The organism is Phenylobacterium sp. (assembly GCF_020253645.1).
Lineage (GTDB): Bacteria > Pseudomonadota > Alphaproteobacteria > Caulobacterales > Caulobacteraceae > Phenylobacterium.
On the sequence record NZ_JADCBG010000179.1, the window covers coordinates 1 to 26760 of the forward strand.

The 26760-nt window shown below is 63.6% G+C and carries 27 protein-coding genes and 1 tRNA gene; 9 read left to right on the forward strand and 19 right to left on the reverse strand.

What is annotated here, in order from left to right; genetic code table 11:
- The 4 genes from INE98_RS11685 to INE98_RS11700 all read right to left on the reverse strand — a co-directional run.
- A partial coding sequence (locus tag INE98_RS11685) for a class I tRNA ligase family protein (RefSeq protein WP_293539107.1) occupies window positions 1-207 on the reverse strand: 207 nt, incomplete at its 3' end.
- Window positions 208-508: 301 nt separating this feature from the next.
- Window positions 509-1045 (reverse strand): DUF2497 domain-containing protein, encoded by a 537-nt coding sequence (locus INE98_RS11690; protein WP_293539108.1) that lies wholly within the window; start codon window positions 1043-1045, stop codon window positions 509-511.
- A gap of 159 nt (window positions 1046-1204) precedes the next feature.
- Window positions 1205-2698: a TolC family outer membrane protein gene (locus tag INE98_RS11695; protein WP_293539109.1), complete on the reverse strand. Its 1494-nt coding sequence runs from the start codon at window positions 2696-2698 to the stop codon at window positions 1205-1207.
- A 141-nt stretch (window positions 2699-2839) separates the two neighbouring features.
- Window positions 2840-3409, reverse strand: coding sequence for a protein-L-isoaspartate O-methyltransferase (locus INE98_RS11700; RefSeq protein ID WP_293539110.1), 570 nt, complete (start codon window positions 3407-3409; stop codon window positions 2840-2842).
- A gap of 162 nt (window positions 3410-3571) precedes the next feature.
- On the opposite strand from INE98_RS11700, the gene INE98_RS11705 reads away from it, so the two are divergent.
- The 6 genes from INE98_RS11705 to INE98_RS11730 all read left to right on the forward strand — a co-directional run bounded on the left by INE98_RS11705 (window position 3572) and on the right by INE98_RS11730 (window position 10189).
- A tRNA-Cys gene (locus INE98_RS11705) sits at window positions 3572-3645 on the forward strand.
- 159 nt (window positions 3646-3804) lie between these two features.
- Entirely contained in the window at window positions 3805-4917 is a 1113-nt protein-coding gene (locus INE98_RS11710; protein ID WP_293539111.1) for a hypothetical protein, read from the forward strand.
- Window positions 4918-5029: 112 nt separating this feature from the next.
- On the forward strand, window positions 5030-6142 hold the full coding sequence (locus INE98_RS11715; RefSeq protein ID WP_293539112.1) for a hypothetical protein: 1113 nt from the start codon (window positions 5030-5032) through the stop codon (window positions 6140-6142).
- 4 nt (window positions 6143-6146) lie between these two features.
- Window positions 6147-7622 (forward strand): FMN-binding glutamate synthase family protein, encoded by a 1476-nt coding sequence (locus INE98_RS11720; protein ID WP_293539113.1) that lies wholly within the window; start codon window positions 6147-6149, stop codon window positions 7620-7622.
- A 2-nt stretch (window positions 7623-7624) separates the two neighbouring features.
- The gene (locus INE98_RS11725; RefSeq protein ID WP_293539114.1) at window positions 7625-8482 is read left to right on the forward strand and encodes a hypothetical protein; all 858 of its coding nucleotides are present in this window, start codon (window positions 7625-7627) and stop codon (window positions 8480-8482) included.
- Between the two features lie 72 nt (window positions 8483-8554).
- Window positions 8555-10189, forward strand: a complete 1635-nt coding sequence (locus INE98_RS11730) for an AMP-binding protein (RefSeq protein ID WP_293539115.1) — start codon at window positions 8555-8557, stop codon at window positions 10187-10189.
- 9 nt (window positions 10190-10198) lie between these two features.
- Here INE98_RS11730 and INE98_RS11735 read toward each other — a convergent pair whose 3' ends face one another.
- Together INE98_RS11735 and INE98_RS11740 are read right to left on the reverse strand one after the other, a co-directional pair.
- Complete coding sequence (locus INE98_RS11735) at window positions 10199-10645, reverse strand: hypothetical protein (RefSeq protein ID WP_293539116.1); 447 nt, start codon at window positions 10643-10645, stop codon at window positions 10199-10201.
- Window positions 10642-11208: a response regulator gene (locus INE98_RS11740; protein ID WP_293539117.1), complete on the reverse strand. Its 567-nt coding sequence runs from the start codon at window positions 11206-11208 to the stop codon at window positions 10642-10644. The genes INE98_RS11735 and INE98_RS11740 overlap by 4 nt, the downstream gene beginning before the upstream one ends.
- A 166-nt stretch (window positions 11209-11374) precedes the next feature.
- Between INE98_RS11740 and INE98_RS11745 the strand changes: the two genes are divergently transcribed.
- Complete coding sequence (locus INE98_RS11745) at window positions 11375-12655, forward strand: M20/M25/M40 family metallo-hydrolase (protein ID WP_293539118.1); 1281 nt, start codon at window positions 11375-11377, stop codon at window positions 12653-12655.
- Between the two features lie 3 nt (window positions 12656-12658).
- Here INE98_RS11745 and INE98_RS11750 read toward each other — a convergent pair whose 3' ends face one another.
- The 8 genes from INE98_RS11750 to flgB form a co-directional block, all read right to left on the reverse strand.
- Window positions 12659-13642 (reverse strand): acyl-CoA dehydrogenase family protein, encoded by a 984-nt coding sequence (locus INE98_RS11750; protein WP_367120194.1) that lies wholly within the window; start codon window positions 13640-13642, stop codon window positions 12659-12661.
- A gap of 303 nt (window positions 13643-13945) precedes the next feature.
- The gene (locus tag INE98_RS11755; protein ID WP_293539119.1) at window positions 13946-16000 is read right to left on the reverse strand and encodes an ATP-binding protein; all 2055 of its coding nucleotides are present in this window, start codon (window positions 15998-16000) and stop codon (window positions 13946-13948) included.
- 179 nt (window positions 16001-16179) lie between these two features.
- Complete coding sequence (flhB, locus tag INE98_RS11760; RefSeq protein WP_293539120.1) at window positions 16180-17259, reverse strand: flagellar biosynthesis protein FlhB; 1080 nt, start codon at window positions 17257-17259, stop codon at window positions 16180-16182.
- A complete protein-coding gene (gene fliR, locus INE98_RS11765; RefSeq protein ID WP_293539121.1) occupies window positions 17252-18022 on the reverse strand; it encodes a flagellar biosynthetic protein FliR in 771 nt (256 codons plus the stop codon). Before fliR ends, flhB begins: the two co-directional genes overlap by 8 nt.
- Before the next feature lie 5 nt (window positions 18023-18027).
- Window positions 18028-18291 (reverse strand): flagellar biosynthesis protein FliQ, encoded by a 264-nt coding sequence (fliQ, locus tag INE98_RS11770; RefSeq protein WP_293539122.1) that lies wholly within the window; start codon window positions 18289-18291, stop codon window positions 18028-18030.
- A gap of 33 nt (window positions 18292-18324) precedes the next feature.
- Complete coding sequence (locus INE98_RS11775) at window positions 18325-18633, reverse strand: flagellar hook-basal body complex protein FliE (RefSeq protein WP_293539123.1); 309 nt, start codon at window positions 18631-18633, stop codon at window positions 18325-18327.
- Between the two features lie 14 nt (window positions 18634-18647).
- Window positions 18648-19067 carry a flagellar basal body rod protein FlgC gene (gene flgC, locus INE98_RS11780; RefSeq protein ID WP_293539144.1) on the reverse strand — a complete coding sequence of 140 codons (420 nt, stop codon included), beginning with the start codon at window positions 19065-19067 and terminating at the stop codon, window positions 18648-18650.
- A 10-nt stretch (window positions 19068-19077) separates the two neighbouring features.
- Window positions 19078-19521, reverse strand: a complete 444-nt coding sequence (gene flgB / locus INE98_RS11785; RefSeq protein ID WP_293539124.1) for a flagellar basal body rod protein FlgB — start codon at window positions 19519-19521, stop codon at window positions 19078-19080.
- A gap of 61 nt (window positions 19522-19582) precedes the next feature.
- Here flgB and INE98_RS11790 point away from each other — a divergent pair, with 61 nt between their 5' ends.
- Together INE98_RS11790 and fliP are read left to right on the forward strand one after the other, a co-directional pair.
- Complete coding sequence (locus tag INE98_RS11790) at window positions 19583-19858, forward strand: flagellar biosynthetic protein FliO (RefSeq protein ID WP_293539125.1); 276 nt, start codon at window positions 19583-19585, stop codon at window positions 19856-19858.
- Complete coding sequence (gene fliP, locus INE98_RS11795; RefSeq protein ID WP_293539126.1) at window positions 19858-20658, forward strand: flagellar type III secretion system pore protein FliP; 801 nt, start codon at window positions 19858-19860, stop codon at window positions 20656-20658. Before INE98_RS11790 ends, fliP begins: the two co-directional genes overlap by 1 nt.
- A 55-nt stretch (window positions 20659-20713) precedes the next feature.
- Here the strand turns inward: fliP and INE98_RS11800 are convergent, their stop codons facing one another.
- The 5 genes from INE98_RS11800 to INE98_RS11820 are packed head-to-tail and all read right to left on the reverse strand — an operon-like array spanning window position 20714 to window position 26683.
- On the reverse strand, window positions 20714-23671 hold the full coding sequence (locus INE98_RS11800) for an endoglucanase (RefSeq protein ID WP_293539127.1): 2958 nt from the start codon (window positions 23669-23671) through the stop codon (window positions 20714-20716).
- A gap of 3 nt (window positions 23672-23674) precedes the next feature.
- Complete coding sequence (locus tag INE98_RS11805; RefSeq protein ID WP_293539128.1) at window positions 23675-24466, reverse strand: hypothetical protein; 792 nt, start codon at window positions 24464-24466, stop codon at window positions 23675-23677.
- Window positions 24463-24987: a DUF6468 domain-containing protein gene (locus INE98_RS11810; RefSeq protein ID WP_293539129.1), complete on the reverse strand. Its 525-nt coding sequence runs from the start codon at window positions 24985-24987 to the stop codon at window positions 24463-24465. Before INE98_RS11810 ends, INE98_RS11805 begins: the two co-directional genes overlap by 4 nt.
- Window positions 24984-26051, reverse strand: a complete 1068-nt coding sequence (gene fliM, locus INE98_RS11815) for a flagellar motor switch protein FliM (RefSeq protein ID WP_293539130.1) — start codon at window positions 26049-26051, stop codon at window positions 24984-24986. Before fliM ends, INE98_RS11810 begins: the two co-directional genes overlap by 4 nt.
- 26 nt (window positions 26052-26077) lie before the next feature.
- Window positions 26078-26683, reverse strand: coding sequence for a flagellar basal body-associated FliL family protein (locus INE98_RS11820; RefSeq protein WP_293539131.1), 606 nt, complete (start codon window positions 26681-26683; stop codon window positions 26078-26080).
- Window positions 26684-26760: the final 77 nt, after the last annotated feature.

Genomic DNA, 26760 nt, shown 5'->3' on the forward strand with positions numbered 1-26760 from the left:
CATGCGCTCGAACCGGATCAGCACGTCCTGGCGGGTGTTGTTCAGGGCATGGCCGATGTGCAGCGAGCCCGTGACGTTGGGCGGCGGGATGACCACGGAGAAGGGCTCGGCCGACGGATCGTCGGTCGGCGAGAAGGCCCCGGAGGCCTCCCAGCGGGCATAGAGCCGAGGCTCGGCGGTCTTGGGATCGAATGTCTTGTCAAGCATGGCGGTTTCCGAGGCGGACCCGTAACGGAAGGGCCGGAGACGTCAAGTGCAGGCGGCCTGGTCGCGGAGTTGACATTGCAGGTACTGCGGGCCGGTCAGGATCATGGATGCCCGGGAACGGGATGGGAGCATCCCGGTCGAACCGCCCCCACCCCAACACTCCGACCCTGTCTCGTGGAGCGAGGGGCATGACCACAACCCGCCAATCACCGGTTCAGGACCTGGGGCACCGAGGGTGGCGCGAGCCCCGCAAAGGAAGCCGGGATCGTGGAGCTTTACGGATGACGCCTGTCCCTAGTCCCTAACGGACCCTGCCGCTCCGGGATATCCGCTCAATCTCAGACTGAACCTGAGCCTCCACGATGGCGGGAAGGTTCTCGTCCAGCCATTGCTTCAGGAGAGGTCGAAGCAACTCGCGGACGACATCCTCTAGCGTCCGGAAGTCCTGCGGCATGAGAAGCGACGCCGACAGATGCCCGAAGGCCGCCGCAGCGACCGCTGCCGCCGGATCAGACAACAGGGCGGGTTCGATATCACCGACGGGTTCGATACGATCCGTCAGTTCGAGGACATCCTCCTCGGGAGCCTCTGGTTCCGGACTCGGAGCCGGTGCGGGCTCCGGCTCGGGCTCGGGCTCGGGCTCCAGCTCGGGCTCCGGCTCGGGGCTTGGTGGAGGAGGCTCTTCCTCGACCAGTTCAGGTTCCGGACGAGGCTGGGGCGGGAAACCATCCTCTTGCTCGAACTCCTCCGGCTGTTCAACGTCATCTTCCGAGATTATTCGGCGAATGGAGGCGAGGATTTCCTCCATTGTCGGTTCTTGTTTGATCTCGTCGGACATCCGCCACCGCGATTCGGGAAAAGGCCAACCTCGCGGTCGAGGCTATGCGCACAAGTCTTAAGAGGCAATTCCCAGCGGAAATGCCGGGGAGCGCACTTGAGAATAACAGATTCCCGCAGGGATTCATCCACGAGGGCGACGCACCTACCCGGGAAGTTTCTATTGAGAAGACGAAGCTGTGGGCGAATCTTCGGTCGGTGTCGGCGCCACCGGAACCGGGCGATCCGGAATCACGGCGGGTTTCGGTGTGAAGACCCCGTCTACGCCTGAAATGGGGACCTCCCATGGGGTCCAACCCCAGGTCACCCTCAGGCTCCGGAAATTCGCCTCGGGGTCATATCTCGGGACTTCAGGAACCAGATAGCCGACCTGAAGGCGACCGATCTGGCTGAGAACTCCGGTTGCAGCGACATACTCGTCTCGCCGGGCGCTGATCTGCGCGAGTTCGGCAGCCCGGAGTTCCTGCTCGGCGTTCAGCACGTCGATGGTGGTTCTGAGCCCGACCCTCTGCTCCTGAAGGACGCCCTCGGCGGCGATCCGGGCGGCCCGAACCTGTTTGTCCGTCGCCTCGATATTGCTGCGCGACGCCTGCAGCGCGCTCCAGGATTGAGTGATGCTCTGTCTCACGGCGCGGCGGGCGCTCTCGACCCCGAGCCGATCAACCGTATTCCGCTCGCTTGCTGCACGTACCCGAGACAAGGTTTGACCACCCGAGAAAATCGGGATCGTGACAACAGCCCCACCCGAAAGTGCCCGGGAATAGGCGTCGGTATGGAGGGGGCTCACGAGACCGCTGTAACCCAACTGGCCCTGGAGCGCGATCGTCGGCATCTGCTCGGCGCGGGCGCCCGACACACGAGCCCGGCTCGCCTGCTCGGCGTACTCCGCGCCCCTGACAATGGGGCTTCCGCTTTCGGCCAGATCCCAAGCCTGCTCTATGGTCCCGGGCAAGAGGGACGAAATGGGCGGCTCCGGCGCGAGATCGCCCGGGGCCTGCCCCACAACGGCTTCATAGCCGGCCCGGGAAGTCGCAAGGGTCGCCTGGGCCGAATTCAGGAGCGCGACAGCAGCGGCCAGACGCGCCTCCGACTGCGCGACGTCGGTACGGGTGATCTCGCCAACCTCGAACCGGGCGCGCGATTCATCCAGCTGACGCTGGAGTACAGCCACGTTTGTCTGCCGGATCCGAAGAGACTCCATGTCACGCCGGACATCGACATAGGCCTGAATGACCTGAGCGAGGATCTGGGCCTCAACGCGGCGAAGGGCCTCGCGCCCGGAAAGGCTGTCGGCCTCAGCAGCCGAAACCGCTGAGGCGACACGGCCTCCTGTGTAAATCGGCTGGGAGAGCGAGAGAACAGCTGAGCCGCTGTTGCCTTCGACATCCGCCAGCGGGCTCGTTCCCGGCGCCGTCGTCTCAGACCAGTTCGCGCGACCACTGGCCGACAGGGTCGGCCTGTATCCGGCGCGGGCCTGATACCAGTTTTCATCGATCGCCCGTAGCTGGGCGCGCTGAGCCTGGAGAGTGGGGTTGGAGGCGTAGGCCAGGGCGATGGCTTCGGCCAAGGTCTCCCCGGTTGCTGCTGTCGAAGACAGCGAAAGCACCGCCAGGGACACCGCAGCGAGCCAGCGGCTGCGACGAGGCACGATCATCAAAAATCCCCAGTTACCTGACGCGAACGCCGTCGCCCTATATGACTGGCGTTTGTCCCGGAAGCCAGTAGAGCTCATCTTAAGGTTTTTTCACTTCCACCTGAAAACCGCAAGACGCTGCTGGTTGTCCGGATCTGGCGATCAGAAGACAAACCCGGAACGGGGCTCGAGGCCGGGCAGAAAAGGCGGCGCAGAGTCAAATCCTGTCCGGCGGCCGATGCCGTCGGTGGTCTTCAGGTACACAACGGCGCGGCCTGCAGGGCCACTCCTCTCGATGACCACAGCCCGGCCGCCCGTGGCGAGAGCGTCCAGCCAGGCTTCCGGCGCCCGGCCGACCGCGCCCTCCGCCAGAACAATGTCGAAGCGACCGCCCGGCAGGCTATCCAGCGGTTCGCCGTCATGGCGCACCACCGAGACTCCGCAGGCCTCAAGAAGGGCTGCGGCGTAGGGAGCTGCGATGGCCAGTGCGGTTTCTCCAGCCTCCGGAGCCGCCAGCTGGACCAGCTTGGCCACATCTCTGGGACGCAGCAGGCTCCGCCCCGGCGCATATTCAGGCTCGAGGTCGGCATAAGCGAGATGCGCCCGTTCCCCCGGAAGAAACGACTCACGCGCAATCCGCCGCATGGCGTCTTGCACGCGAAGGTCGGTGACATCCGCGGTCCGCACCTGACTCTCCACCATGTTCAGACGGGCTTCAGGGGTGACGTCCATGACGACTCCGGGCGGCTCGGGTGATTTCAGCGACACGCCGGGGAAAGGCGCTTCGGCCGGGTTATACGGCCTAGGCAGCATCCAAGGCAATGCGAGGTGTCTGGGGCGTTGCCGCGATGGTCGGGTTCTGTTAGCGAACCCTCCACCGGCCCGATCCGGGGCGGCCTGATGGCGGAGTGGTGACGCAGCGGACTGCAAATCCGTGTACCCGAGTTCGATTCTCGGTCAGGCCTCCAGATTTTCCCCTGCTACGAGCTTCGCCGGGTTGCGGCACGGAAGAATTGGACGCGATCCTTCGGACCAGTAAGGTGCTTGTCTGATAGGAACTCGGTTGCGCCCACAACCCGCCGTTTGGGTCGATGGGGTATCCGGGGGCCAGCAGAACTGGGGCCGGAATGCGCAGAAAAGCCAACGTCGACAGATCGATGCGCGATCTGGGCCGGGTCGAAAAAACGGCGTCGACGAGCCGTGTGTTGAATCTCCTCTCGATTGCAAACACCTCAAGGAACGAACCCGGCTATCGCGAGCATCCGTTCTTCTCTTTCGAGAGGCTGAACGAGAGTCTGATCGTCAAGCACAGGCTCCGGTCGGATGAGGTGGGCGTCCTGGCCAACGAACGGAGCACAGGCACAAAAGTGATTCTTCCGTTCGAGCGTACCGACTTGCGCATCGGGGGCCGGTCATTTTTGTTGGGTCAGAAGGGCTGGCGCGACGCGGTGGAGGACATCTACGGCGCCTACAGGAACCCGGATCGCGACATCCTGGTGCTCCTCGCACTGGATGAACTTCCGTCGCTGGATCCCTTCCTGGTGCGTGAACAGCTGAAGCGTCGCGGCCTGAACATCGCTCGCTGTTACTTCACAATTTCCGAAGCCGACATCGCACGGATGCAGAGTTTTGTCGGAAGGCAGGTGGAGATTCTTCTGGACGTCACCCGTCGGAACAGGTTCGACGATTCCAGCTGGTCGAACCGCATGATCCGCTCGCTCCTTGCTCCCACGCCCGGCGACTCCATACATCCGATACGGCTGGCGCTTCGCTTGGACCCCCAGGACTTCGAGGAGGGAGTCTTCGCCTGGAAGGGATTTCTCTACTACCAGTGGGTCCTGAGCGAGTTGCGCCCGCAATTGGTTCCTTTCCTGCGGGAAATCCTTACGACACGGGCCTACGGGTTCCGCGATCGAGGATTGAGCGACTTGCTGGATCAGTCGCGGAGGCGGTTGGTCAACCGCGTGAAGTCGGTCATGGAGCAGGTCAATGGCGCGATCCGAGGCTACGAAGCGGCCTTCAGTGACCTGACCCGCAATGGCAAACCCATGGCTTTCGCAAACTTCCTCCAACACACGCCGGACATGTTCGTCAGTATCGGGGAGAAGCTCGGGGCCCTCTCCCACGTCACAACCTATTGGCGGTTCAGATTCCCGGATGGGGTCGCAGAGCTCGTCCAGCAGGAGGAACTGTTTGAGATCGTGCGCGATTTCGAATACACCCTTGGAGGAGAGGACTGATCCATGCCTCGTCCCCCCCGTCACCCGGTCAGTCGTTTGCTCGGATGTCTGGGCCACCCGGATCTCTTCACCCAAAGGTGGGCGAGCTTAGGGTTCCGGGAAGGTTAAGGCCATGCGTCAGACGTCCCCAGACAGATCGGTGCGCAATCTCGGCGCTCTTCAGCGCACGGCTTCCACGAGTCGCGTGCTGAATCTGGTTGCCATTGCGAACAACCACAAGAGCAACCCCGAGTATCACGCAAGACCCTTCTTTACGACGCCCATCCTCAACGAATGCATCGTCCTGAAGCACAGGATTCGGGCGGACGAGAGATTCGTATTTGACGATGAACGGCAGAACTCCACGAAGATCATTCTGCCTTTCGAGCGCGCCGACCTTCGGATGGGCGGCAGGTCGTTCTTCGTCGGGCAACGGGGCTGGAGGGACATCGTCCGCGAAACAGGCGGAGATGCGCCGAATATCGAACGCGATATCCGAGTCATGAGCGCCATCGACGAGATTCCCTCGATGGATCCATTCCTTCTGCGGGAGCACTTGAGTCGGCGCGGCATTAGTATAGCGCCGTGTTATTTTGCTATCTCTGAAGCTGATCTTGCGAGAATGCAGGATTTTGTCGCCATGGAGATCAATAACCTGATCCGTCTGACATATGCTACAGCGGGCGAGGGGTCGACATACTCCAGTAAACTTGTTCAGGTTTTGCTATCAACTGAAATCAATGAACATCTAGAGCCCTTAAGGATAGCTCTTCGCCTGGAGGGTGAAGATTACAGGGAGGGTGTTTTTAGCTGGAAGGGATTTCTGTACTATAAATGGGTTCTCAACGACCTGTGGCCGAAGCTCATCGACGTTCTGCGGGAAATGCCGCAGGTGCGCGTCACAGGCCATAAGGATGCGGACCTTATGGCCTACATCGAGAGAGCACGACGGCGCCTCGCCGAAACGGTGGACACAAAGCGGCGCGAAGTCACTGAAGCGCTGGACGTCTACGACAGGGCGTTCGCGGACCTCACCAAGAACGGCAAGCCCCTCGCCTTCCGGAGCTTCCTCCTTAAGGCGCCGAAGATGTTCCTCATGCTGGGGGAGCGTATCGGAGTCATCTCGCACATCACCAGTTTCTGGCGTTATCGCTTTCCGGACCCGCGGTCGCTGGCGGCTCCGATCGACGAGGTTCTGGATATCCTGAAGGACTTCGAGCGGAATATCACTTTGGTGGAACAGTGAGACGATGGTCGCCATGTCGTGGGTCGCCGGTGTCCTGACCCAAAGTGTCGGCGTCCTGATAGGCCTGCTGGCCGCCCTCTTTCTGATCGGACTTTTGATCTACGATCTGGCTCAGAGACGGCACTCGGTCCTTCGCAACTTTCCGATCATCGGGCACCTGAGGTACTGGTTCGAACAACTGGGAGAGTACTTTCGGCAGTACTTTTTTGCGGGAGACCGGGAGGAATTGCCCTTCAACCGGGCGACACGCGCCTGGGTCTACCGGGAGGCGAAGAACGAGGGCGGGGCCATCGGGTTCGGTTCAACGAATGACCGGCGTGAGCCTGGGACCCTCCTTTTCGTAAACCATCCCTTTCCCGTCCTTGAGGAGGATCGGCTGCCCACGCCCCCCCTCATGATCGGCGAGGGCGCCTGCGCCGACCCCTTCCTCGCCCGCTCCGTTGTCAATATCTCCGGGATGAGTTTCGGGGCGATCTCACGCCCCGCCATCCAGGCGCTTTCCCGGGGAGCCGGCCAGGCGGGCTGCTGGATGGATACCGGCGAGGGCGGCCTGTCTCCCTACCATCTGGAGGGAGGATGCGATCTGATCATGCAGATCGGAACCGCCAAGTACGGCGTCCGAAACCCCGATGGATCCTTCTCGGCCGAGAGAGCCCGGGAGCTCGCGCGTTCCGTGAGCGCGTTCGAGATCAAGCTGAGCCAGGGAGCCAAGCCCGGGAAGGGCGGCGTTCTGCCCGCAGCCAAGGTCACCGCCGAGATCGCCCGTATCCGCGGTATTCCGGAGGGAAGGGACTCGATCAGCCCGAACCGACATCCAGACATCGCCAACGTCGACCAGCTACTCGACCGCGTCTGCGGACTCAGGGATCTGACGGGCAAGCCGGTCGGAGTGAAAACCGCGCTGGGCGATGACAGCTTCCTGACCGATCTCTGCGAGGCTCTTGTTCGACGTGGTGCGCAGGACGCTCCTGACTTCCTGACGATCGATGGCGGAGAGGGCGGTACAGGGGCCGCGCCGCAGACACTGATGGACCACATGAGCCTGCCCATTGCTGAGGCCCTGCCGATGGCGGTGGACATCCTGCGTGGAGCCAGCCTGAAGGAGCGTATCCGGGTCATTGCTTCAGGAAAGCTGGTGACCCCGGCCCGGGCAGCCTGGGCCCTGTGCACCGGAGCCGACTTTGTTCATTCGGCGCGGGGTTTCATGTTCGCGCTGGGATGCATTCAAGCGATGCGTTGCCATACCAACACCTGCCCGACCGGTGTAGCGACCCACAACCGGCGGCTGCAGAGGGGTCTGGTGGTCGAGGACAAGGCGACGCGGGTCGCCAACTATGTCCGGGCCCTCAATCGGGACATCGACATGATCGCCCACTCATGCGGCCAGCGACATGCCCGAGAGTTGAATCGCAGCCACGTACGGATCGTCGAAACCGCGGGGCGGAGCGTTCCGCTGAATATTCTCTATCCGGGAGCCTGAGCATGCTGACCGAAGTGGACAGGCTGCTGGTCGCGACGCCGGACGCCGCCGCCGCCGGAGAGGCCTGGCGGCGGGTTCTTGGCGCCGAGGAAGTGCTCCGGGAGGTCTGCCGTGATCTGGCCGCCGTCCGAAGGATCTTCAGGGCCGGGAGATCCGAGGTGGAGTTCCTGGAGCCGGATGGCGCCGGCCCCATTGCCGAGGCTCTCTCGCAGCGAGGCCGGGCGCATGTCTGGGCCGCCGGCGCCGCTTCACCAGATCCGCTAGCCGTCGCCAGGACCGCCCGGACATCAGGTGCGGAGGTGAGCGGCCTTGGCGAACGTCGGCTGGTGACCCTGACCATCGAAGGCGCGCCCATTCGCTTCGTGATTTCGCCGGAAGTCGAGCGAGACCGGGTCGGCCGGTTGGACTTTCTCTATGAAGCCACCGTCCTAGCCGCCGATCAGGCGGGGGCGGTTGGGAAGATCCGCGATGCCTTCGGGCTGGATGAGTCGGTCTTCACGACGATCACATCCGAGACGTTCGGCTATACGGGCGTCCTGACACTCTTTCGGGCCGACCAGCTTCACCGGTTTGAGGTTATCACCCCCATCGCCCCGGAGAAGACCATGGGCCGCTATCACGCCCGCGAAGGCGCCTGTCTCTACATGGGCTTTGGGGAGGCCCCAGACCTGCTCGGTATCGAGAGACAAATCCAAGAGGGCGGGGTTACCGTGGACCGGCCCGAAGGTCGCACGGCTTACCAGTCTCCGGACCAGATCTGGATCCACCCTCCGACCCTCGGCGGCGTCATGCTGGGCGTCTCACGTCCGTCCATGGCGTGGATGTGGTCAGGTCACCCGGAGCGGGTCATCCCCCTCTGAACCTCGGGGTCCCAAGTTGACTTCCCCCGCGTACCCGCCGCTGAATGCGCGCAAGAACGCTGGGAGGATCACATGACCGACTGGAAGGTCGCGGACGTCTGGGAGGCCATCGCGAGGAAGACGCCGGATCGTCCCGCTCTGATCCAGGGAGACCGTGTTGTCAGTTGGGAGGAATTCGACCGCCGCGCTGATGCACTCGCCGCCGCGATCCTGTCCGGAGGCGTGACCGCGGAGGCCAAGGTCGCCGCCTATCTCTTCAACGGTCCCGAGTATCTCGAGGTCTATTTCGCGGCCTTCAAGGCCGGCATCGCCCCCATGAACACGAACTACCGCTATGGCGGCGAGGAATTGGTCTACCTCTTCGATAACGCCGATGCCGAGGTCGTGGTCTTTCACGCGGGTTTCGCACCGACACTAGAGGCCATCCGCCCGCGACTGACCAAGGTCAAGCTCTGGATCGCCGTCGCCGAGCCGGGCTTCCCTGCGCCGCCCTGGGCTTCGGATTACGAGACCCTGGTTGCAAGCGCTCAGGCGTTGCGGCCGGTGCAGGCTCCCTGGGGCCGCTCTGGCGACAATCTCCTCCTGCTCTACACGGGCGGGACCACCGGAATGCCCAAAGGCGTCATGTGGCGGCAGGACGACCTTTTCAATGTCCTGGGCGCAGGCGGTCAGGCGGCCCGCGGCGTACCCCCGATCACAAGCGTCGAGGAAGCGTCGGACCGCCTCGACCCAGAAGGCCCGCGCCCGCCGCTCACCCTGGTCTGTTGCCCGCTTATGCACGGGACCGGGCAGTTCTCCGCCTTCATCACCCTGAACCAGGGTGGCGCCGTCGCCACCCTTCTCTCTCGGGGTTTCAGCGCGATCGAGCTCTGGAACGAGGCGGAGCGATTACGGGTCGACGGCATCGTAATTGTCGGCCTCGCGTTTTCCACGCCCATGCTCGAGGCGCTGGAGGCCGAACCGGGGCGCTGGGACCTGTCCAGTATTCTGTCCATCAGTTCCTCCGGCTCGATGTGGAGCCAGGAGAACAAGCGCGGGCTTGTCAGATATTGCGTGAACGCCACCATCTTCGATTCCTTCGGATCCTCTGAGGCTGTTGGCCTGGGCGCTTCGTCGTCAACTCCCGGCGCAGAGGCGGCGACGGCGGCGTTTGTCCTCGGACCAACCTGCGCAGTCTTCACGGAGGACGGAAGGAGGGTGGCGCCAGGCTCAGGGGAGCGAGGCCTCGTCGCCGTCAGCGGCTTTCTACCCGTCGGCTACTACAAGGATCCCGAGAAGAGCGCCCGAACCTTCCTGACCTTTGAAGGCGTTCGGTGGTCCGTACCCGGCGACTGGGCCGAAGTGAACGCAGATGGCTCGCTGAAGCTCCTGGGGCGTGGCTCGCAGTGCATAAACACCGGCGGCGAAAAGGTGTTTCCGGAGGAGGTCGAGGAAGCGCTCAAGACCCACCCTCATGTCCGTGACGCCGTGGTGGTCGGGGTGCCGGATCCCCGGTTCGGTGAGCGGATCTGCGCCGTTGTGGAGCCTGATGGCGCGACTGAGTTGGATCTCGCCGATCTCTCGGCCCACGTGAGGGACCGCCTCGCCGCCTACAAGGCGCCGCGGGAGCTGGTCGTGGTCGAAAGCATCGGCCGGGCGCCCAATGGAAAGGTCGACTACAAGGCCTCTCGCACGCGAGCCTTGAGGGCCCTGGGGATGGAGGCCTGACCCTCTCACCTATCTGTCAAGCTTGGCGACCATCTTCCTCAGGCTGTCCAGGATTTCCTGGCTGGCCTTGAGATCGAGCCCGGTCCTGTGCAGCAGCTTCATCGAGGCGATATGGACCTGGATCGCCTGCGGATTGCGGCGGCCGGTCTCTCCGGATTGATCAATGAGCTCGCAAAGCGAGCGCCCCACCTCGGACAGCGCAGGGTCAGGAAGAACCGCACACAGGGTGACGATGTTGGTGGCGAGCCGATACATCTCCTCCGGATCGCCCTTGGGATCCGCAAAGTTGGCCTCGATGCTGGCGATGCAGACGTCGATCTCATTGAGATAGTCGTCCGCCCGGCTAGCGATAACCGCCTCTCCACGCCTGAGCGCCTCACTGACGTGAATGCCACCGGGCTCCTTGATCATCGCAGACAGTCGGGTCTTGACCCTGAATTTCCGCACCTTGGTCAAGCCGTCGCCTCCTGATCTGCATCTTCCGCATCAGCTTCAGCTGCTGCTGCAGCGTCCGCGTCTTCCTTACGACGGCCCGCACCTGTTTCGGTGGGCGGACCGAGCTTACGAACCCGGCGATCCGGACCGATGTAGGACTCTGTTTCCAGAAACATCCGGGTCGACTGGGCGACCCAGATGATCCGCTCGAGGATGATCTTCGGTGTGATCGGTTTCGCAATGATATAGTTCGCCCCGCAGTCCCGGGCCTTTGCCACCTGGCTTCTGCGCGTATGGGCCGTGATAATGATGGCGGGAGTCAGCCGAACCTGTTCGTCCTGCGACCTTCGGACCCATTGGATTAACTCATAGCCATCCACACCGGGCGACTGCGCATCCGTGAGAATGAGGTCGAAGACAGAGTCCTCGCAAGCCTCCTTTGCTTCATCTATGGAAGTGGCGCGCTTGAACCTGCGCATACCGAAGCCGTCCAGCACACCACACAAGAGCTCGACCGCGTGAAGGTTGTCATCGACGACGAGAACGTTTGCGCTGGAAAGGTTTATCCGGGCGGACCGGTTCATCGCGACTCTCCACCGAGCCCCACTGCGGCCCGTCTGCGCCAAACTGCTCAGGGTCTCTAAAGGCTTGGTTTGTTATCAAGGTTTCCAAGCTCTTTACCCTGATAGCCGCTTCGGAAAGGACGCCAGAGCGGATACACGGAGGTTCAGTCGCTTCCGGAGTCCCGTCATGCGTACAGTCCTCGCCCTGATCCTCTTCCTCGCCCTCCAGCCGCCCCAGCCGGCCGTGGCCTCTCCGGAGGCTGAGGTTCGCAAGATCCTGGATGACCCTCGCTTTGCCGAGGCCCGGAAGTCGCTTGCCGCGGGGCACGCAAGGACCGTCGCGGACATTATCCGGTTGACCGAGATACCCGCGCCTCCCTTCGGGGAGACCCGGCGGGCGGAAGCCTTCAGAGCCGACTTCGAGGCGCATGGACTGAAGGACGTCAGAGTCGATGCAGAAGGAAACGTGACGGGCGTCCGGCCGGGACGGCGGACCAATGGGAAGGGCCCGTTCGTCGCAGTAGCGGCTCACCTGGACACGGTTTTTCCAGCGGGGACGGACGTCACCGTACGTCGAGAGGGATGGAGGCTGGCGGCGCCCGGAATAGGGGATAACGCAAGGTCTCTTGCGACGCTTCTGGCCTGGATCCGGGCGCTTGATGCAGCGGGACTGGACGCCGAGTCTGACATCCTGTTCGTCGGCACAGTCGGGGAGGAAGGCGCGGGTGATCTCCGCGGAGTCCGCCGCCTGTTCAAGGACGGCCCCTATGCGGGCCGAATTGAGGCCTTCATCTCAGTCGACGGATCCGATCCCAACGGCGTGGTCACGGGCGGGGTAGGCTCGAGGCGCTACAGAGTGGATTTCAATGGCCCCGGAGGGCACAGCTTCGGGGCCTTCGGGATCGTGAACCCGATGACCGCCATGGCTGGCGCCGTAACGCGGCTCTACGCAGTCTCGCCGCCGGCCTCACCCCGGACAACCTACTCCGCAAGCGTGACGGGAGGCGGAACATCAGTGAACGCCATCCCCAACTCCGTCTTCCTGGAAGTCGATATGAGGTCTGAAGATCCCAGGGCCCTCGCCGACCTGGACAGGACATTCCAGGCATTGGTCAAGGAAGCGGTGGTCGCGGAGAATGCATCGCGATCGACAGCCTACGGGGCGGTCACTGCGGAGTTGAGGGTGATTGGGGACAGGCCGGCAGGACGCACGCCCTCAGATAGCCGGCTTGTCCGGACAACCCGATCCGCGCTGTCCATCCTCGGCTTTGATCCCGCAGAAGAGTCCTCCTCGACGGACGCAAATCTTCCCATGAGTCTCGGGATTCCCGCAGTCACCATCGGGGCGGGCGGACGGGGCGGCAGGGCGCATGCTCCCGATGAGTGGATTGATGTTGAGCCCGAGGAGATGGTGCGCGGGATGTCCGTCGGCCTGCTGACGCTTCTCGCCATGGCCGGGCTTCGTTGAGGCTCATAGCCCCAGAACGAGCCGGGCGATAATGTCGCGCTGGATTTTGTTGGACCCGCCGTAAATGGTGCCCGCGCGATTGTTCAGATAGCGCGCCATTCCAACCCGTCCGTGCTCGGGGCCGATGAAGTCCTGGCCGGCCTCCGGCGAGCGGGAGGCAGGCTGGTCGACGGCGGCATAGGCGGCGATCCCCTCGACAACCAGTTCATCGATCAGCTGCAGGGTCTCGGTGGCTTGTATCTTCAGCATGGAGGAGGCCGGGCCTCGGTTCCGGCCAGAGGTAAGCTCAGCCAGCACCCGACGTTCCGACATTTCGACGGCCTCCAACCTGACCGCCGCTGCTGCGAGCCGAGACCGGAAACCGGGGTCTTCCAGAAGGGAGCCTCCCCTTCCGTTTCTCTCCTCACGGGCCAATCCCTTGAGGCGTTCCACCGCAACAGCAAGCCCCGCGGCGGAGCCCCCTCCTCGTTCGAACTCCAGCAGATACTTCGCAACGGTCCACCCCTGGTTCTCCTCGCCCACACGGCCCGAGACGAGAACCCGGACATTGTCGAAGAAGACCTGGTTGACCTCATGCTCCCCGGCAACCGTGATGATCGGGCGCACGGAGATTCCGGGGGTCTGCATGTCCATGAGAAGGAAGGTGATGCCGGCCTGCGGCTTTCCTTCGCTTCGCGTCCTCACGAGACAGAACATGCGGTTGGCCCAGTGGGCGTGGGTCGTCCAGATCTTGGAGCCATTGAGAACGTAGACATCCCCCTCCCGCTCGGCGCTCAGCTTGAGTGCGGCGAGCTCGGAACCGGCCTGAGGCTCGGAGTAGCCCCAGCGCCAGTAATCCTCACCTGAAAGAATTCGGGGAAGGTATTCGTCTTTCTGGGAGTCTGAGCCGTATCCCATGATGACCGGCCCGACCATCTTCAAACCCATCGGCGCCAGACTGGGAGCACCCGCGCGGGCGGTTTCCGCAGCGAAAATGTAGAGCTGGATTTAGGACCATCCGGTCCCCCGTACTGGACGGGCCAGGACGGAGCGCCCCACCTCTTCCTGTAGCGAGTTTACTGCCAGGCCAGACTGTAGGTCTCGTCCATGAAGACGCTTGTCGCCCGGCGACCGGCGCGCCTCAGGTCTGGCGTCAGGCCTTCCGCAAGTAAGGTCCGGACCTTCGTCTCTGAAGGCCTCGTCCTCAGCCGAGAGTGCAACCTGCATTCCGGCCTCCGCGGTCGTGGGTGAGAGAGCGATCAGGGGACACGTTACCCCGGTGTCCGCCGGCGAAGCCGAGGTGAGGCGGGATCACGCCGATCTCTGAAGTTCCTGCTTGACGCGCTCGGCAAGGGTCTTGATGTCGATGGGCTTGGCGAGGAACGAGACGTTGGCATCTCCTTCAAGCAGGTTCGAGAACTCAGCCTCCGCATACCCGGAAATGAACATCACCGGCGCACCGGCCAGATGTTCCCTCGCCGCCTTGAGTAGCTCCGGCCCCTGCATGCCCGGCATCACGACGTCCGAGATCATCAAGTCGATCTCGCCGGCGTGGGCGATTGCAAGGTCAAGGGCCTCCTCGCCGCTGGCGGCCTCGATGACTTCGTAGCCGCGGGCCCTGAGGAGCTTCGCAGCGACGTTCCTGACTGCGTCCTCATCCTCGACAAAGAGAATCCGGCCTGCTCCGGAAAGGTCACGTGCGGCGGGTCGCGACGGCCGAGCGGGTGCAGCCGCCGTCGGAGGGGCGGCGTGAACCGGAAGGAAGATACGAAAGGCTGCGCCTTCGCCCACGCGGGACTCCACCGCGATCCATCCGTCGGACTGCTTGACGATGCCATAGACGGTCGCAAGACCCAGCCCTGTGCCCTCGCCTACCGGCTTGGTGGTGAAGAAGGGATCGAAAATCTTGTTCAGAAGCTCGACGGGTATCCCCGAGCCATCGTCCGCAACCTCAATGAGGGCCTGCTCGCCGTGGGGATCGGGATAACCGAACGCCTGGGCCTCCGACGCGGTCACTCTCGCGGCGCGGATTCTCACGGTCGAACCACCGTGACTCCGGATCGCGTCCCGGGCGTTGACCACAAGATTCATCACGGCGGTCTCGAGCTGTCCCCGATCAGCCCGGACGATCGGCAGATTCCGTCCGTACTCCGTAACCAGCGCGATATCCTCGGGCAGGACCCGGCGCAGAAGCACCTCGAACTCGGAGATCAGCTCGCCAAGGTCGAGATTCTCACGTTGAACGGTTTGCTTTCGCGAAAAGGCCAGGAGTTTGCGGACAAGTTCAGCCGCCCGCGTGGATGTCTGCCGAATTTGATTGAGCCCCTCATAGGACGGATCGCCGACAGGATGCCTCTGCGAGAGTTCATCCAGTTGCATGAAGATGGCCATCAACAGGTTGTTGAAGTCATGGGCGACGCCGCCAGCCAGCTGACCGATCGCCTGCATTTTCTGGCTCTGGGCGAGTTGAAGTTCAATCTGCTTCTGTTCCGAGACATCAACGATGAAAGCCACCCACCTCTCTCCCGAGGGTGAGAGGTACAGATGGACGATCCGCGCGGGATCAGAGGCGAGTCGCATCTCCACCGCCTCCAGATGGGACCGGCCCGATGCGAGCCGCTGACGAGCATCGGTCAGGGACGCGGTATCGAAGAGATCGCCAAAGACAACCGCCGACCGGCTTGTCCCTGCGATCGCCGCCAGGGTGGGATTGAACTCAAGTATCGGGGCGACGAAAGGTTCGCCTTCACCAAGAAGGGCGGCCCCGAACGGAGCTGTGGCGGCAAAGGCGTCAAGAGCATCTGGCGTGGGGAGTGGCTGTCTCCCGGCACTATCGGCAGAAACTTCACCATCAATGCTTGCGGATGGCGCCTCACCCGCTCCAAGGCGGATCAGAAAGCTCTGGTTGGCCAGAAGGCTGATACGAAGCGGAGTGTCTTGTCCGTCAAGCATCAGCGCGGCCCTGACCCTTCCTTCTCGGCGAGCCCTGTTGAGCCCCTCGAAGAGACTCGGCGCAGACCCCTGCGCCCTCGGCAACCGGTCCGAGTCTCCAAGCAATTGCCTCCAGGGTGAATTCGTGGATTGAATCCGACCATCCATCGAGAGGATCGCCGCCGGCTCATCGAGGGCGGCGAGGATGTTCGTCGCCTGGTCAGCGTCCTTGGGAATTGGGTTTGCGCGTCGGAGGATCAGAACACCCAGGACCATGAACCCCGCCACACCCGCCCCCAGGAGCAAGGCAGCGGACGCCTCAACCCCCGTGGTGAACAGTCTCAGGGCTGCGAGAACGACCAGCGCAGCAAAGAGCAGAAGGACCAGCAGGTCCACCCCGTCAACGCTGGAACCCCTGCGCCCACGCATCGTCATGCACACCTCTCACCTGAGCCGCATCGAATCGTCTCGGCTACCATTCTGAACAGACGCTCCAAGGGTTTCAGAACGATTGAAAAGCGCTTGCCCGGTGGGCCGCGTCATATCCTGACCCGTCGATCACCAGCGTCATGTGGTCAGTCTTTCATGGTCGGACTCGACACGGAAAGTGTCGGCTATCTTCCCGCAAAGAAGCTTCGCCGGCCAGACAGAACGAAGCCGATGACCTTCGCGACGGCCTCATACTGGGCGATGGGAATCTGCTCGTCGATATCAACCGCTGCATAGAGCGCCCGCGCCAGAGGGGGATCCTCGACCACCGGAACGCCGGCCTCTTCGGCGACCTCCCGTATCTTGAGGGCGATCGCATCAAGGCCCTTGGCGACGCAGGTCGGAGCCTCGGCCGCACCCTCTTCATAGGAGAGCGCCACGGCGTAGTGGGTCGGGTTCATGATCACTACGGTGGCCATCGGCACCGCCGTCATCATGCGCTGCCGCGCCGTCTGCATGAGGAGACCGCGCTGGCGAGCCTTGATGTAAGGGTCACCCTCAGTCTGCTTGAACTCCTCGCGCACCTCCTCACGGGTCATCATCTGTCTCTGGTAAAATCTCTGGCGCTGTATCAACCAGTCCAATGCAGCGACTGCGATTGAAAATCCGACTATAAGAACTGAGAGATTCTTGATGATCTCAAAACTAATTGGCAGAAGAGCTACGACTTCGACGTTTGGAAGTTTCTGCAAATGGTCCCAGTGGGGCCTCAGAACCAGAAAACATATGACCGATATGATAATCAGCTTGATCAGGGACTTCACAAACTGGATGAGCGCGTCAAGGCCGAAGAGCCTCTTGAATCCCTGGATCAGGCTGACCTTCGAGAGCTTGGGCTCAAGCAATGATGGCGACCACATCAGGCCCGTCTGAAGGACATGTCCAAGAATCCCGGCGACAATCGCGGCGCCCGTGACGGCCAGCAGGATGGGGGCCGATGCCCCGGCAACCTCCCACCCCAGCCCTGTGGCTCCCGCTGCTGACAGGTCAATCTCGTGGGGACTCTGTATGAATGGGGTCAGGGCGAGGGCGAGCTGCTGACTCAGCAGCCCGCCCAGGAAGGCCAGGACCCCCGCAATGGCGGCGTAGACCGCAACCTGAGGAAGATCGGCGGTCTTTGGAACATCGCCCTTCTCCCGGGCCTGATCAATCTTTCGGCCTGTCGGTTCTTCTGTCTTCGACGCAGAGTCTTCACCCTCAGCCACTGCCGACCCCTGCAAAACTTCTCAGGAGGCCGCCATAGCCGTTGACCCAGACCATGCCGAGAAGTCCGAGGCTCATCGCCAGGATCGCCAGGGACAGCAGGATCATCAGGGGCGATGCGACAAAGAAGACCTGGAACTGAGGCATGATCCGCCCGGCCAGGCCGACCGCGACATTGAAGACAATGGACAGGACAAGAACCGGCGCACTCAGTTGAACGCCCAGCCGGAAAGCCTCCGCGAGGGTCCGGATAGCGAGTTGGCCGGAATCCGAAACTGAGGCGGAGGCTCCGAACGGAAAGATCGAATAGGAGTTCACCATCGCACCAAGGAACAGGTGATGCAGGTTGGTCGAGAAGATCAGGATCAGCCCCATGAGGCCGATGAAGGTGCCCAGGGTGGTCGAGGAGTCGATGATTCCGGGCGCCGATGTCTGGGCGAACGAGAGGGTGGACTGTATCGAGATGACTTCGCCCGCCACGGCCAGCGAGGCCATGAACATCCTCATGACGGCGCCCATCATCAGACCGATGAAGATCTCCCGGATCACCTGAATCGCCATGTCGGCAAGCTCAACCGGTGGAACCGGAAGAACCGGCATGACCACTGGAGTGAGGGTCAAGGTCAGGACAAGGGCGAAGGAAAGCCGGATCCGGACAGGCACCGCCTGGTCCCCGATCGCCGGCATGGTCATCACAAGAGCCGCCAGCCTGGCGAAGACCATGGCGCCGGCATAGACCTGCTGCACGGAAGCGTAAGGCTCCACGCCGGCTACATCGCGACGATGCGCGCGACAATATCGTTCATGAACCGTGACATCAGGGCGCCCATGAGCGGAAGAAAGACGAGCACGGAAACAAAGACCGCCACAATCTTCGGCGCAAAGACCAGGGTCGCTTCCTGGATCTGGGTAAGGGCCTGCAACAGGCCGATGACGACCCCGACCACAAGCGCCACGATCAGCATGGGCGCTGAAAGCTGGATGGTCAGCCAAAGGGCGTCACGGCTGATATCAATGACTTCAGCGCCGTTCATGGCATAACTCCTTGCAGCGTCCGACCGGCCGGGTCAGATCGGCATCCGCATGATTTCCTGATAGGCGCTGATCACCTGATCCCGCACGGCCAGAACGGTTTCCAGGCTGGTTTCGGCGGCGGAGACAGCGGTCGCGACGTCAATCAGCTGGGCCTTGCCCTGCGCATGCGCCACGATCTGTTGCTCTGCGGTCTTGGAGGCGCCGATGGCGTTGTCCACGACCCCGCGGACCATGGCCCCGAAATCCGCTCCCGCGGCGCCTGCGGCGCCTTCCGAAGCCAGTCCGCTGACGCCCCGCTGTGCGGCGGCATAGGCCTTGGCGACGCTGAGGGGGGTGATCATTCAATGCCTCCCGTCTATTTCCGCAAAAGATCCAGGGTGCGCATGTCCATTGCCCGTGCGGTCTCGATGACGGTCAGATTGGCCTCGTAAGCGCGCTGGGCCGCCTTCATGTCGAGCGACTCGATCAGGGTGTTGACGTTCGGCAGCTTCACAAATCCTTCGGCGTCAGCGGAGGGATGCCCCGGATCATACTCGGACTTGAAGTCGCTCTGGTCCGGCGCAACCCGGACCATCTTCACGCCCTGCCCGGCATCGGTCCGCACCGGCTCAAAGACAGGGACCTGACGCCGGTACGGGTCGCCGCCCGGGGTCTTCGAGGTCGAGTTCGCGTTGGCGATGTTCTCGGCGATGATCCGCATCCTCGCCTGCTCGGCCCGCAGGGCGGTGGCGGCGATGGCCTGAGCGGCATTTGCGGGAGGACGGACATCGGCCATCATTCAAGCCCTATCTTGCCGGGGAACGGGCGGCGGTGCGGATCATGGTGACCGACTTCTGATAGAAGCTGATCGCCGCCTCGTAGTTCATGCGCGAGTCGGCCATGCGAAGCATCTGGTCTTCCAGCGAAACCTGATTGCCGTCGAGGGTCGTCACCGCATCAGGTCGGCGTTCCGCGCGGAAGCCGCGGGCGGCGGCCGAAGCCTCAGGCCCCTCCGGCCTTTGGTGGGCCGGATGCGTCACCTCAAGGGCGGTCGGAACCTCGCTCGAGGTGCGGCTGGCTGATCCTGGCTGGGCTGAAGACGCCTTGAACCGAAAGGGCGCGAGGTCTCTTGGCCGGTAACCCGGCGTACTCGTGTTGGCCACATTCTCGGCGACCACCCTCTGCCGCTCGGACAGATAGGTCATCCGGCTGCGCAGCATGGCGAGGATCGGTATCGAAGAAACGTCCATGTGGTCACGGTAAACAAACAGGGTTAATTGGTCCTTAACACCCGTTTGGCATGGTTCGTCCATGGATCTGATCACCCTCGCCCGAGCGGCCTTCGCCCTGCTCTTCACCTTGGGGCTGATCGGCATAGCCGCCGTGCTCCTGCGCCGGTTCGGACCGGGCGGAGTCTTCAGGATCTCGTCCGCAAGACGGGAACGTCGCATGCGCATCGTGGAGACCCTGATCCTCGATCCGGCGAGACGGCTTGTCCTCGTCGAGTGCGACGGGGAAACCCGCCTCCTCATGCTCGGAGACGGGCGTGAGCTGACGCCGCCCGCCCAGCCCCGGGAAGCAGAGTGATGAAGGTCAGGCAAAGTCGATCAGAGCATCTTGCCGCCTTCGCCCAGGACCTCAGGCTCGCGGGCAAGCTTGCCCTCATAGCAGGCGCCATCTCTCTCGTTCTGCCAGCCGCGGCCCTCGCCCAGGCGATCAATATCGACCTGGGAACGGGAGCCGGTCTCACCGAGAGGGTGGTCCAGCTGATCGGCCTGCTGACCGTCCTGTCCTTGGCCCCGTCCATCGTCATCATGACGACCTCTTTCGTGAGGATGGTCGTTGTCCTGTCCCTGCTGCGGACCGCCCTTGGCATCCAGCAGACCCCGCCAAACGCCGTCCTTGTCAGCCTGGCCCTCTTCATGACGGCGATCGTCATGACGCCGACGCTCCAGAGATCCTATGATCTCGGCGTTCGGCCCCTGATGAATAACGAAATGGAGTTGCCTCAGGCGTTTGAGGCGGCCAGCGGCCCGGTGAAGACCTTCATGCTGAGCCAGGTCAACCGTGAAGACCTGGCGCTGTTCATCAGGCTCTCAAGGATCGAGCGTCCCGCGACAGCGGAGGACGTCCCCATCCGGGTGGTCATCCCGGCCTTCATGATCTCGGAGCTGAAGAGGGCCTTCGAAATCGGCTTCCTTCTCTTCGTTCCCTTCCTTGTCATCGACCTGGTGGTCGCCAGCGTCCTGATGAGCATGGGCATGATGATGCTTCCGCCCATTGTGGTCTCCCTGCCCTTCAAGCTCATCTTCTTTGTGCTGGTTGACGGCTGGCGCCTGGTGGCGGGGAGTCTGATCGAGAGCTTCCAACGGGCCAGCGGCGTATAGCTTCAACCCTTCCTGAAGACGGCCTCTCCCTCTCTCCGCCTACCGGCCGGACAGATCAGGCGGGGCGGGGCGCTGCCGGCGGCTGGGCCGGAGATGGCGGAGTCGGGCTCGCCGGGGCGGTTGCAGACCTTGGCGTTGGGGTCGTCGATGACGGGCGGGACCCGGCGGCGGGTGCAGGGGACGGCGCCGCCCGGGTGAATCGGGCGCGCATCTTCTCGACCCAGCCTGAAAAGGCCTCGCTGTCGGCAGTCACCTTGCTGAAATCGGGGGCGCCGGCTTCCGAGGAGTCCAGGCCAGCCAGACCGACGCGGAGAGCGTCCGGATTTCTGGCGTTCTCGATGAAGGGACTAAACCGGGTTCGCAACCTCGCAAGTCCTGCATCGTCCCCGGACAGGCTGTACGCAATGCTCGCCCGGAGCAACCTGCCTTCTTCCTCGGCGCTGAGAGCGCCAGGACGTCGCCATCGATCTCCAAGGCTCCGCTCAAACGCTGCACCGGCGACCGGCCAGTTCTTCTTGCGCCAGATGATCTCGTTGCGCAGATCCTCGCCTTCGGGCGTCCGATCCCGTTCCAGAAGTTCAAGGGCGTCATCGGGGCGATTCAACGCGATCAGCGCCCGCGCCTCTACCCGCCGGCGCTCCATCTGCATCGCAGGCGGCAGCAGGGTCGTGCGGGAACTATTGATCGCTTGCAGGGCCTGCTCGGGCTTGCGATCCATCAGGTAGATCAGGGCCAGATCCGTCGCAACCTGGGCCTTTGGTGCACCCTCAAGCCGGTTTTCGGTCTGGTACTTCAGCAACTCCGCAGCCTGGGGAAGCAGGTCGACATTGACGAGTCGGCCGACAAGGCGGCGAACCATCAGGTCGCCTTCCGCTCCAAGTGGGGTCAGTTCCTTGAAGTCAAGGAACAGGGCGAGGGCCTGGACAGGCTGAAGCCCGTCCGCAACCCCGTCGATGAACAGGGCCCGGAAGGCCTGGTTGAGGTCCGACTGCAGCTGAACCGCCTCCGGAAGGTCAGGCAGAGACCGCCCGGCCGATCTCAGGGTTTCCAACGCCTCCCGATAGCGCCCCTGGCTCAGGTAGAGGCCCCCCAAGGTTCGGATGACCTCGAGCTCGGTTCCATCTCCCCGCCATCGGAACCGAAGGGCGTTGATCTCATCGGCCGCCTGGACCGGAGTGATCTTTCCCTGATCCAGCCGGAGCCTTGCGGCGCTGAGGGCCGCCGGCGTCGATAGCCACTCCAACGGAGCCGTCGCGACAGCCTGATAGATTCGCACCGCGCGATCCTTGGCGCCCTGCTCCTCCAGGAGGCGCGCCTGGAGAAGTCTGACCGCCAGGGTCTCCGCCGAGCCTGCCCGGTCCTCAAGCGCAAGCTGGATGGCTCTGTCTGTCCCTTCCAGATCGCCAAGCGCAAGGGCTGCCTGCCCCTCAGCGCGGGCAAAGCGTGACTTCCACACGGGCGAGAACTGGTTGAAGGCCTCTGCGCCCGCGCCGAACTCGTTTCGGACCTCGGTCCACTGCCCGAGCTGAGCGGAGACAAAGGCTCGCCAAAGGGAGGCGGACGGATCAGACGCCAGGATCGGCGCCGAGAAATCGGCGGCGGCCTCTGCATAGCGACCCGCCAGAACCCTGGAGATTCCCCGCAGTCCGCGGAACTCAGGGTTGTCCAGAACCCGGGGCGTCTGGCGGGCGAGATCGTTCAGGACCCCGATGGCCTCGTAGGAGAGTTCGCTTCCGACCAGGAACCGGGCCAGGGCGAACCGATTGGCGGTCGGAGCCTCCTTCCCCCCCGCCGCCTCTTGGGCCGCTGCAGCGACGAGCTGGTTGTACCGGGCCAGGAATCCCTCCGGCCCCGTCCTGGGCCAGTTCGTCTGATCGATGAGCGCCGGCAGGAGAGCTGGCCGCGGCGCATCGAGACCCGCGTCCTCGGGAGCCGATCCGACAGATAGGGGTGAGAGCGCCAGCCCATCCGGCCGTCCTATCCGCACGATGTCGCCATCGTGCGTGACGGCGAGATCGGGAACCAGAGACTCGAGGGCGAGACCCTGGGCCGAGGGAAGCACAGTGATCTGCGCGAACTGCCGGCGGAGGGGCGCGCCCTTCGAGGGTCCTAGAGCGGTGACGACGGACATTATGTCGCCCACGACGGGATCGGGAATCCGCAGAACGCGGGTCGCGCCCGCGACGGCGCCCTTCAGGGCGGCGGGTCCGCCCACTTCATCCCGGACGACGCGGATGATCGATCCATCAGGGGACGCCGCCCGACCGAGGATAATGTTCCATGTGGCCCCCGCAGAATCCGCCCTGAAAGGCGTTCCGGGCGGCGCCTCAATGCGAATGGCGGCGTAGTCCGGGCCCCTGAAGGCCTCAGCCGAGGCCATCTGGCGGAGACCTCTCGGAAGAGTCGAGATGTCAAGCCGGGCAGGCGCATCGAAGACCACCCAGATCGAGCCGCCTCTGCGGAAAACAGCCGCTCCTGCAGGATTGGCGAAGGGAAAGCTCAGGACAACCTGCCCCTGCTCAAGCTCAACTTCCGCCTTGACGACCCCGCTCCTCGGCAGAGGGTCGGGCCGGGTCGCTGGCCTGGCGGGAGGCTCAGTAGGCTGCGGAGGTGCAGTTTCCGATGACGCGGCGACCTCTGGCCGTGGAAAGACGTTGATCCAGACACCGCCATCGGCGGTCCCGGTCCTCAGATCCGCCTCGTCGGCCAGGGTGATGATTAACTGGGTCCGTCCACCCGATTGGCCCACCCTCGCAGCCTCGATCCATCTCAGGGGTCCGGAACGGAATCGCGAGAGGTCAGGCCGGACGCCCGCCGGAAAGGTCACCGTCAGGGTGTCTCCCTCGCGGCGCGTCGAGACGCCGGAAGCAAAATCAAGCCGCGTGAAGCCAGCAGCCTCCGCGACCCTGACCTCCTGGCGGGCGCCGGCGTTCTGGGCGCCGATCGGCGTGGCGACGGCGGCGGCGATCGCGACCGCTGCGACGCCCGAGCTGAGGGATCGTCGCAAGGACATGGATCAGGCTGGGCCTGCGGGCGCGGCAGGCGCAGCGGCGCGGGCAGGCTGCGGGCCGGCGGCGGGAGCCGGGCCTGCAGGAGGCGTCGTCGCTCCCGAGGCGTTCGCCGCAGATCGAACGGGTTCAAATCGCTTCGCCAGAGCCTCTGTCAGCCTTTTCGCCTCCTCCGGAGGCATCTGGGCAAGGATCAGGCCGAGGGATTTTTCCTTCATTCGCGCGGCGATCGGCAACCTGACGGAGTCGTCCAGGAGGACCATCCGCGGCGCGGCGTCCTTGGGCTTCATGGCCTCAAAGACCTTGACCATTCGCGCCACTTCCGCCGCTTCCTGCTCATCGCCCTGCTTCAGGAGACCCTGGATGTCGGACTTGATGCCGTTCAGCGACTTGACCTTCGCATCCAGCTTGGCCTCCGCCGCTGCAAGCAGGGCGAGTTGGGTGTTGAAGTCCGCCTCTCTCTGATCAAGCTGTCCGCGGCGGGCGCCCAGGCTTTGCAGGATTTGAAGCTCCGCGGGAGAAAGGCCGGCCTCCTTGGCGAGCTCGGCGGCCGTCGGGGCGCAGACGGGAGGATTGGTCGGCGCCGCCGGCGCGCCATTCCCGGGCTTCGCCGCTCCGGCGGCATTGTCCGGGGCGCCGCCGGCCGGGCGGTCTGCGGACGGGGCGGCGGCTCCCTGGGCGAAGGCTCGGGCGCCCGAAAACAGATCCGGGGCTCCGTTCAGCCCGGACAGGGCGTTGATGGCGAGGACACCGACTGCGGCGACCCCCACCAGGGGCAGAATACGCGCCGGCCGGGTCATCCGCGCGCCCTCGAGAACACGGCTCTGGGACGCAGGTCCTCTGAGGCCAGAAAGAGATCATCCTCGAAATCGGGACGCCGGCGCACCCCCGCGGCGGGACGACGCTCAAGGACGACGGGCGCCTCGCGGCCTCTGGCCTTCGCTTCCCGGCTTTGCGCGAGCAACGACCCGAGGTTACGGCTCAACCGCTCGATGTCCGCATCGGAGGCCTGGGCGTCGCGGGGGTCGATCGCCAGCCCCGCACGGGCGCCCGCCTCGAACTGCTGATCAAGCTTGGAGGCAAGAACCCTGGCGCGCTCGATCCTCGTCACCAGAACCTCGGCCATCTCGTCGCTCGCGGCCTTGAGATCGGCAAGACCACGCTCCGCCCGGGCGGCCGCAGCGTCGAGGTCCGCGACCGCCTTCGCAAAACCCATCTGCCCCTCACGAAGCACCTTCAGTCGCTCGTTCAGGCGCCAGCCCATCCAAAGCGCGCCGCACAGAAGGCTGGCCAGGAGCAGGTTGAGAATGATGGTAATCATGAGCTGGACATCTCCTGGACCGCGCGCCGGGCCGTCCGGCTCAGGGGAGCCTCGACCCTCACGGCGATATGGTGATTGCGCCGCCCCATTCGAGCGGTTGTCAGGTGTACCGATCCTGCGCGCAACTCGACCGCCTTGTCCGGGGTTGCGTTGAGCATCAAGGTATCACCCACCTTGAGGTTGAGCACGGTCTGAAGCGGCAACTGCTGCTCGTCCAGAACGGCGCGGATATCCATCTGGGTCGTCCAGAGCTCGGTCGCCAGGTGACCTTCCCAGATGTTGTCCCGGCCAAACTTCTCCCCCATGAATTGCTGGAGAAGCATTTTCCGGATCGGTTCCAGGGTGGCGTACGGCAATAGCAACTCAACCCGGCCGCCGCGGTCCTCCATGTCGATCCTGAGTTTGACCAGGATCGCCGCGTTGGCTGGTCGGGCGATGGCCGCAAATCGCGGGTTGGTTTCAAGCCGGTCCAGAGTGAAGGTCACGGGCGTGAGGGGCTCGAACGCCAGCTTGGCGTCCGCAAGTATGACCTCGACCATCCGCTGGACCAGCACGCGCTCGATGGTGGTGTAGGGCCGTCCCTCGATCCTCATGGCGGCTGTGCCGCGACGCCCACCGAGCAACACATCCACGATCGAATAGATCAGGTTCGAGTCAACTGTCAGAAGTCCATAGTTTTCAAGCTGTTCCGCCTTGAAGACAGTCAATATCGCCGGAAGAGGGATCGAATTAAGATAATCTCCAAACCTTATGGAAGAAATGCTGTCTAGGCTGACTTCGACATTATCCGAGGTGAAATTCCGCAGAGATGTCGTCATGTACCGCACGAGGCGGTCAAAGACGATCTCCAGCATCGGCAGGCGCTCATAGGACACCAGCGCGGAATTGATGATCGCCCGTATGCCATTGCGCTCGAGGCTGTCATCGCCGGTGACGTCGAAGCCCAGGAGACTATCGATCTCATCCTGGTTCAGGATGCGCTCACCGCCGAGGAGGGCCTCGGAGGAGCCGCTCCGCCCCCAGCCTTCTTCACCTCCGGGAGAAATGTCGTCAGTATTCGCCATGGCGCCTTCTCCAGCCGGCCACAGGCCTAGCTGATGAGCATCTCCTCGATCAGAACAGCGTTCACGCGGGCAGGCGCGATCACCAGATTGACCCTCCGAAGGACTTCCGTCCGCAACTGAAAGGTCCCCTGGGACCCCTGCAGATCTTCGGGGCGCAACTCCCGCAGGAAGGCCTGCAGCATATCCTGGAGCCTGGGCATGGCCGGACCGATCAGGTCGGCCGTCTCTTGATCCGGGGCCTCAAGGGTCACCTTGAGCTTGAGGTAGACAGGCCTGCCATCGCTCGCCTGCATGTTCGTGACCATGTTCGGGAGCGTGCAGAAGAGCACCCCGTCCGGTCCCTGGGTGACCACGACAAGCGGCTCTCCCTCCTCGCCTTCCGGAGCCTTTCCGGCTTCCTTCTTCGCCTCGGCTCCGCCCTTCTTCTCCGCGCCGTCTTTCTCCGCCGCAGGGGGCTGATTGAAGAAGAGGAAGAAGGCCGCAGCACCCCCTCCTCCGAGCACAACCACGGCTGCGACACCTGCGATGATGATGAGTCGGAGAGGGAGCTTCTTCTTGCCGCCCTCTTCGCCAGCCTCGGCGCCGCCGAGATCGACGTCTTCCTCGTCAGCACTCTTGGGGGGCTTGGCCACGGCCATAACTCCTTGGGTTCGGTGAATGGGTAGCGCGGTTTAGTTAACGATCCGTTCTTGCGACCGCCAGGAGCGGG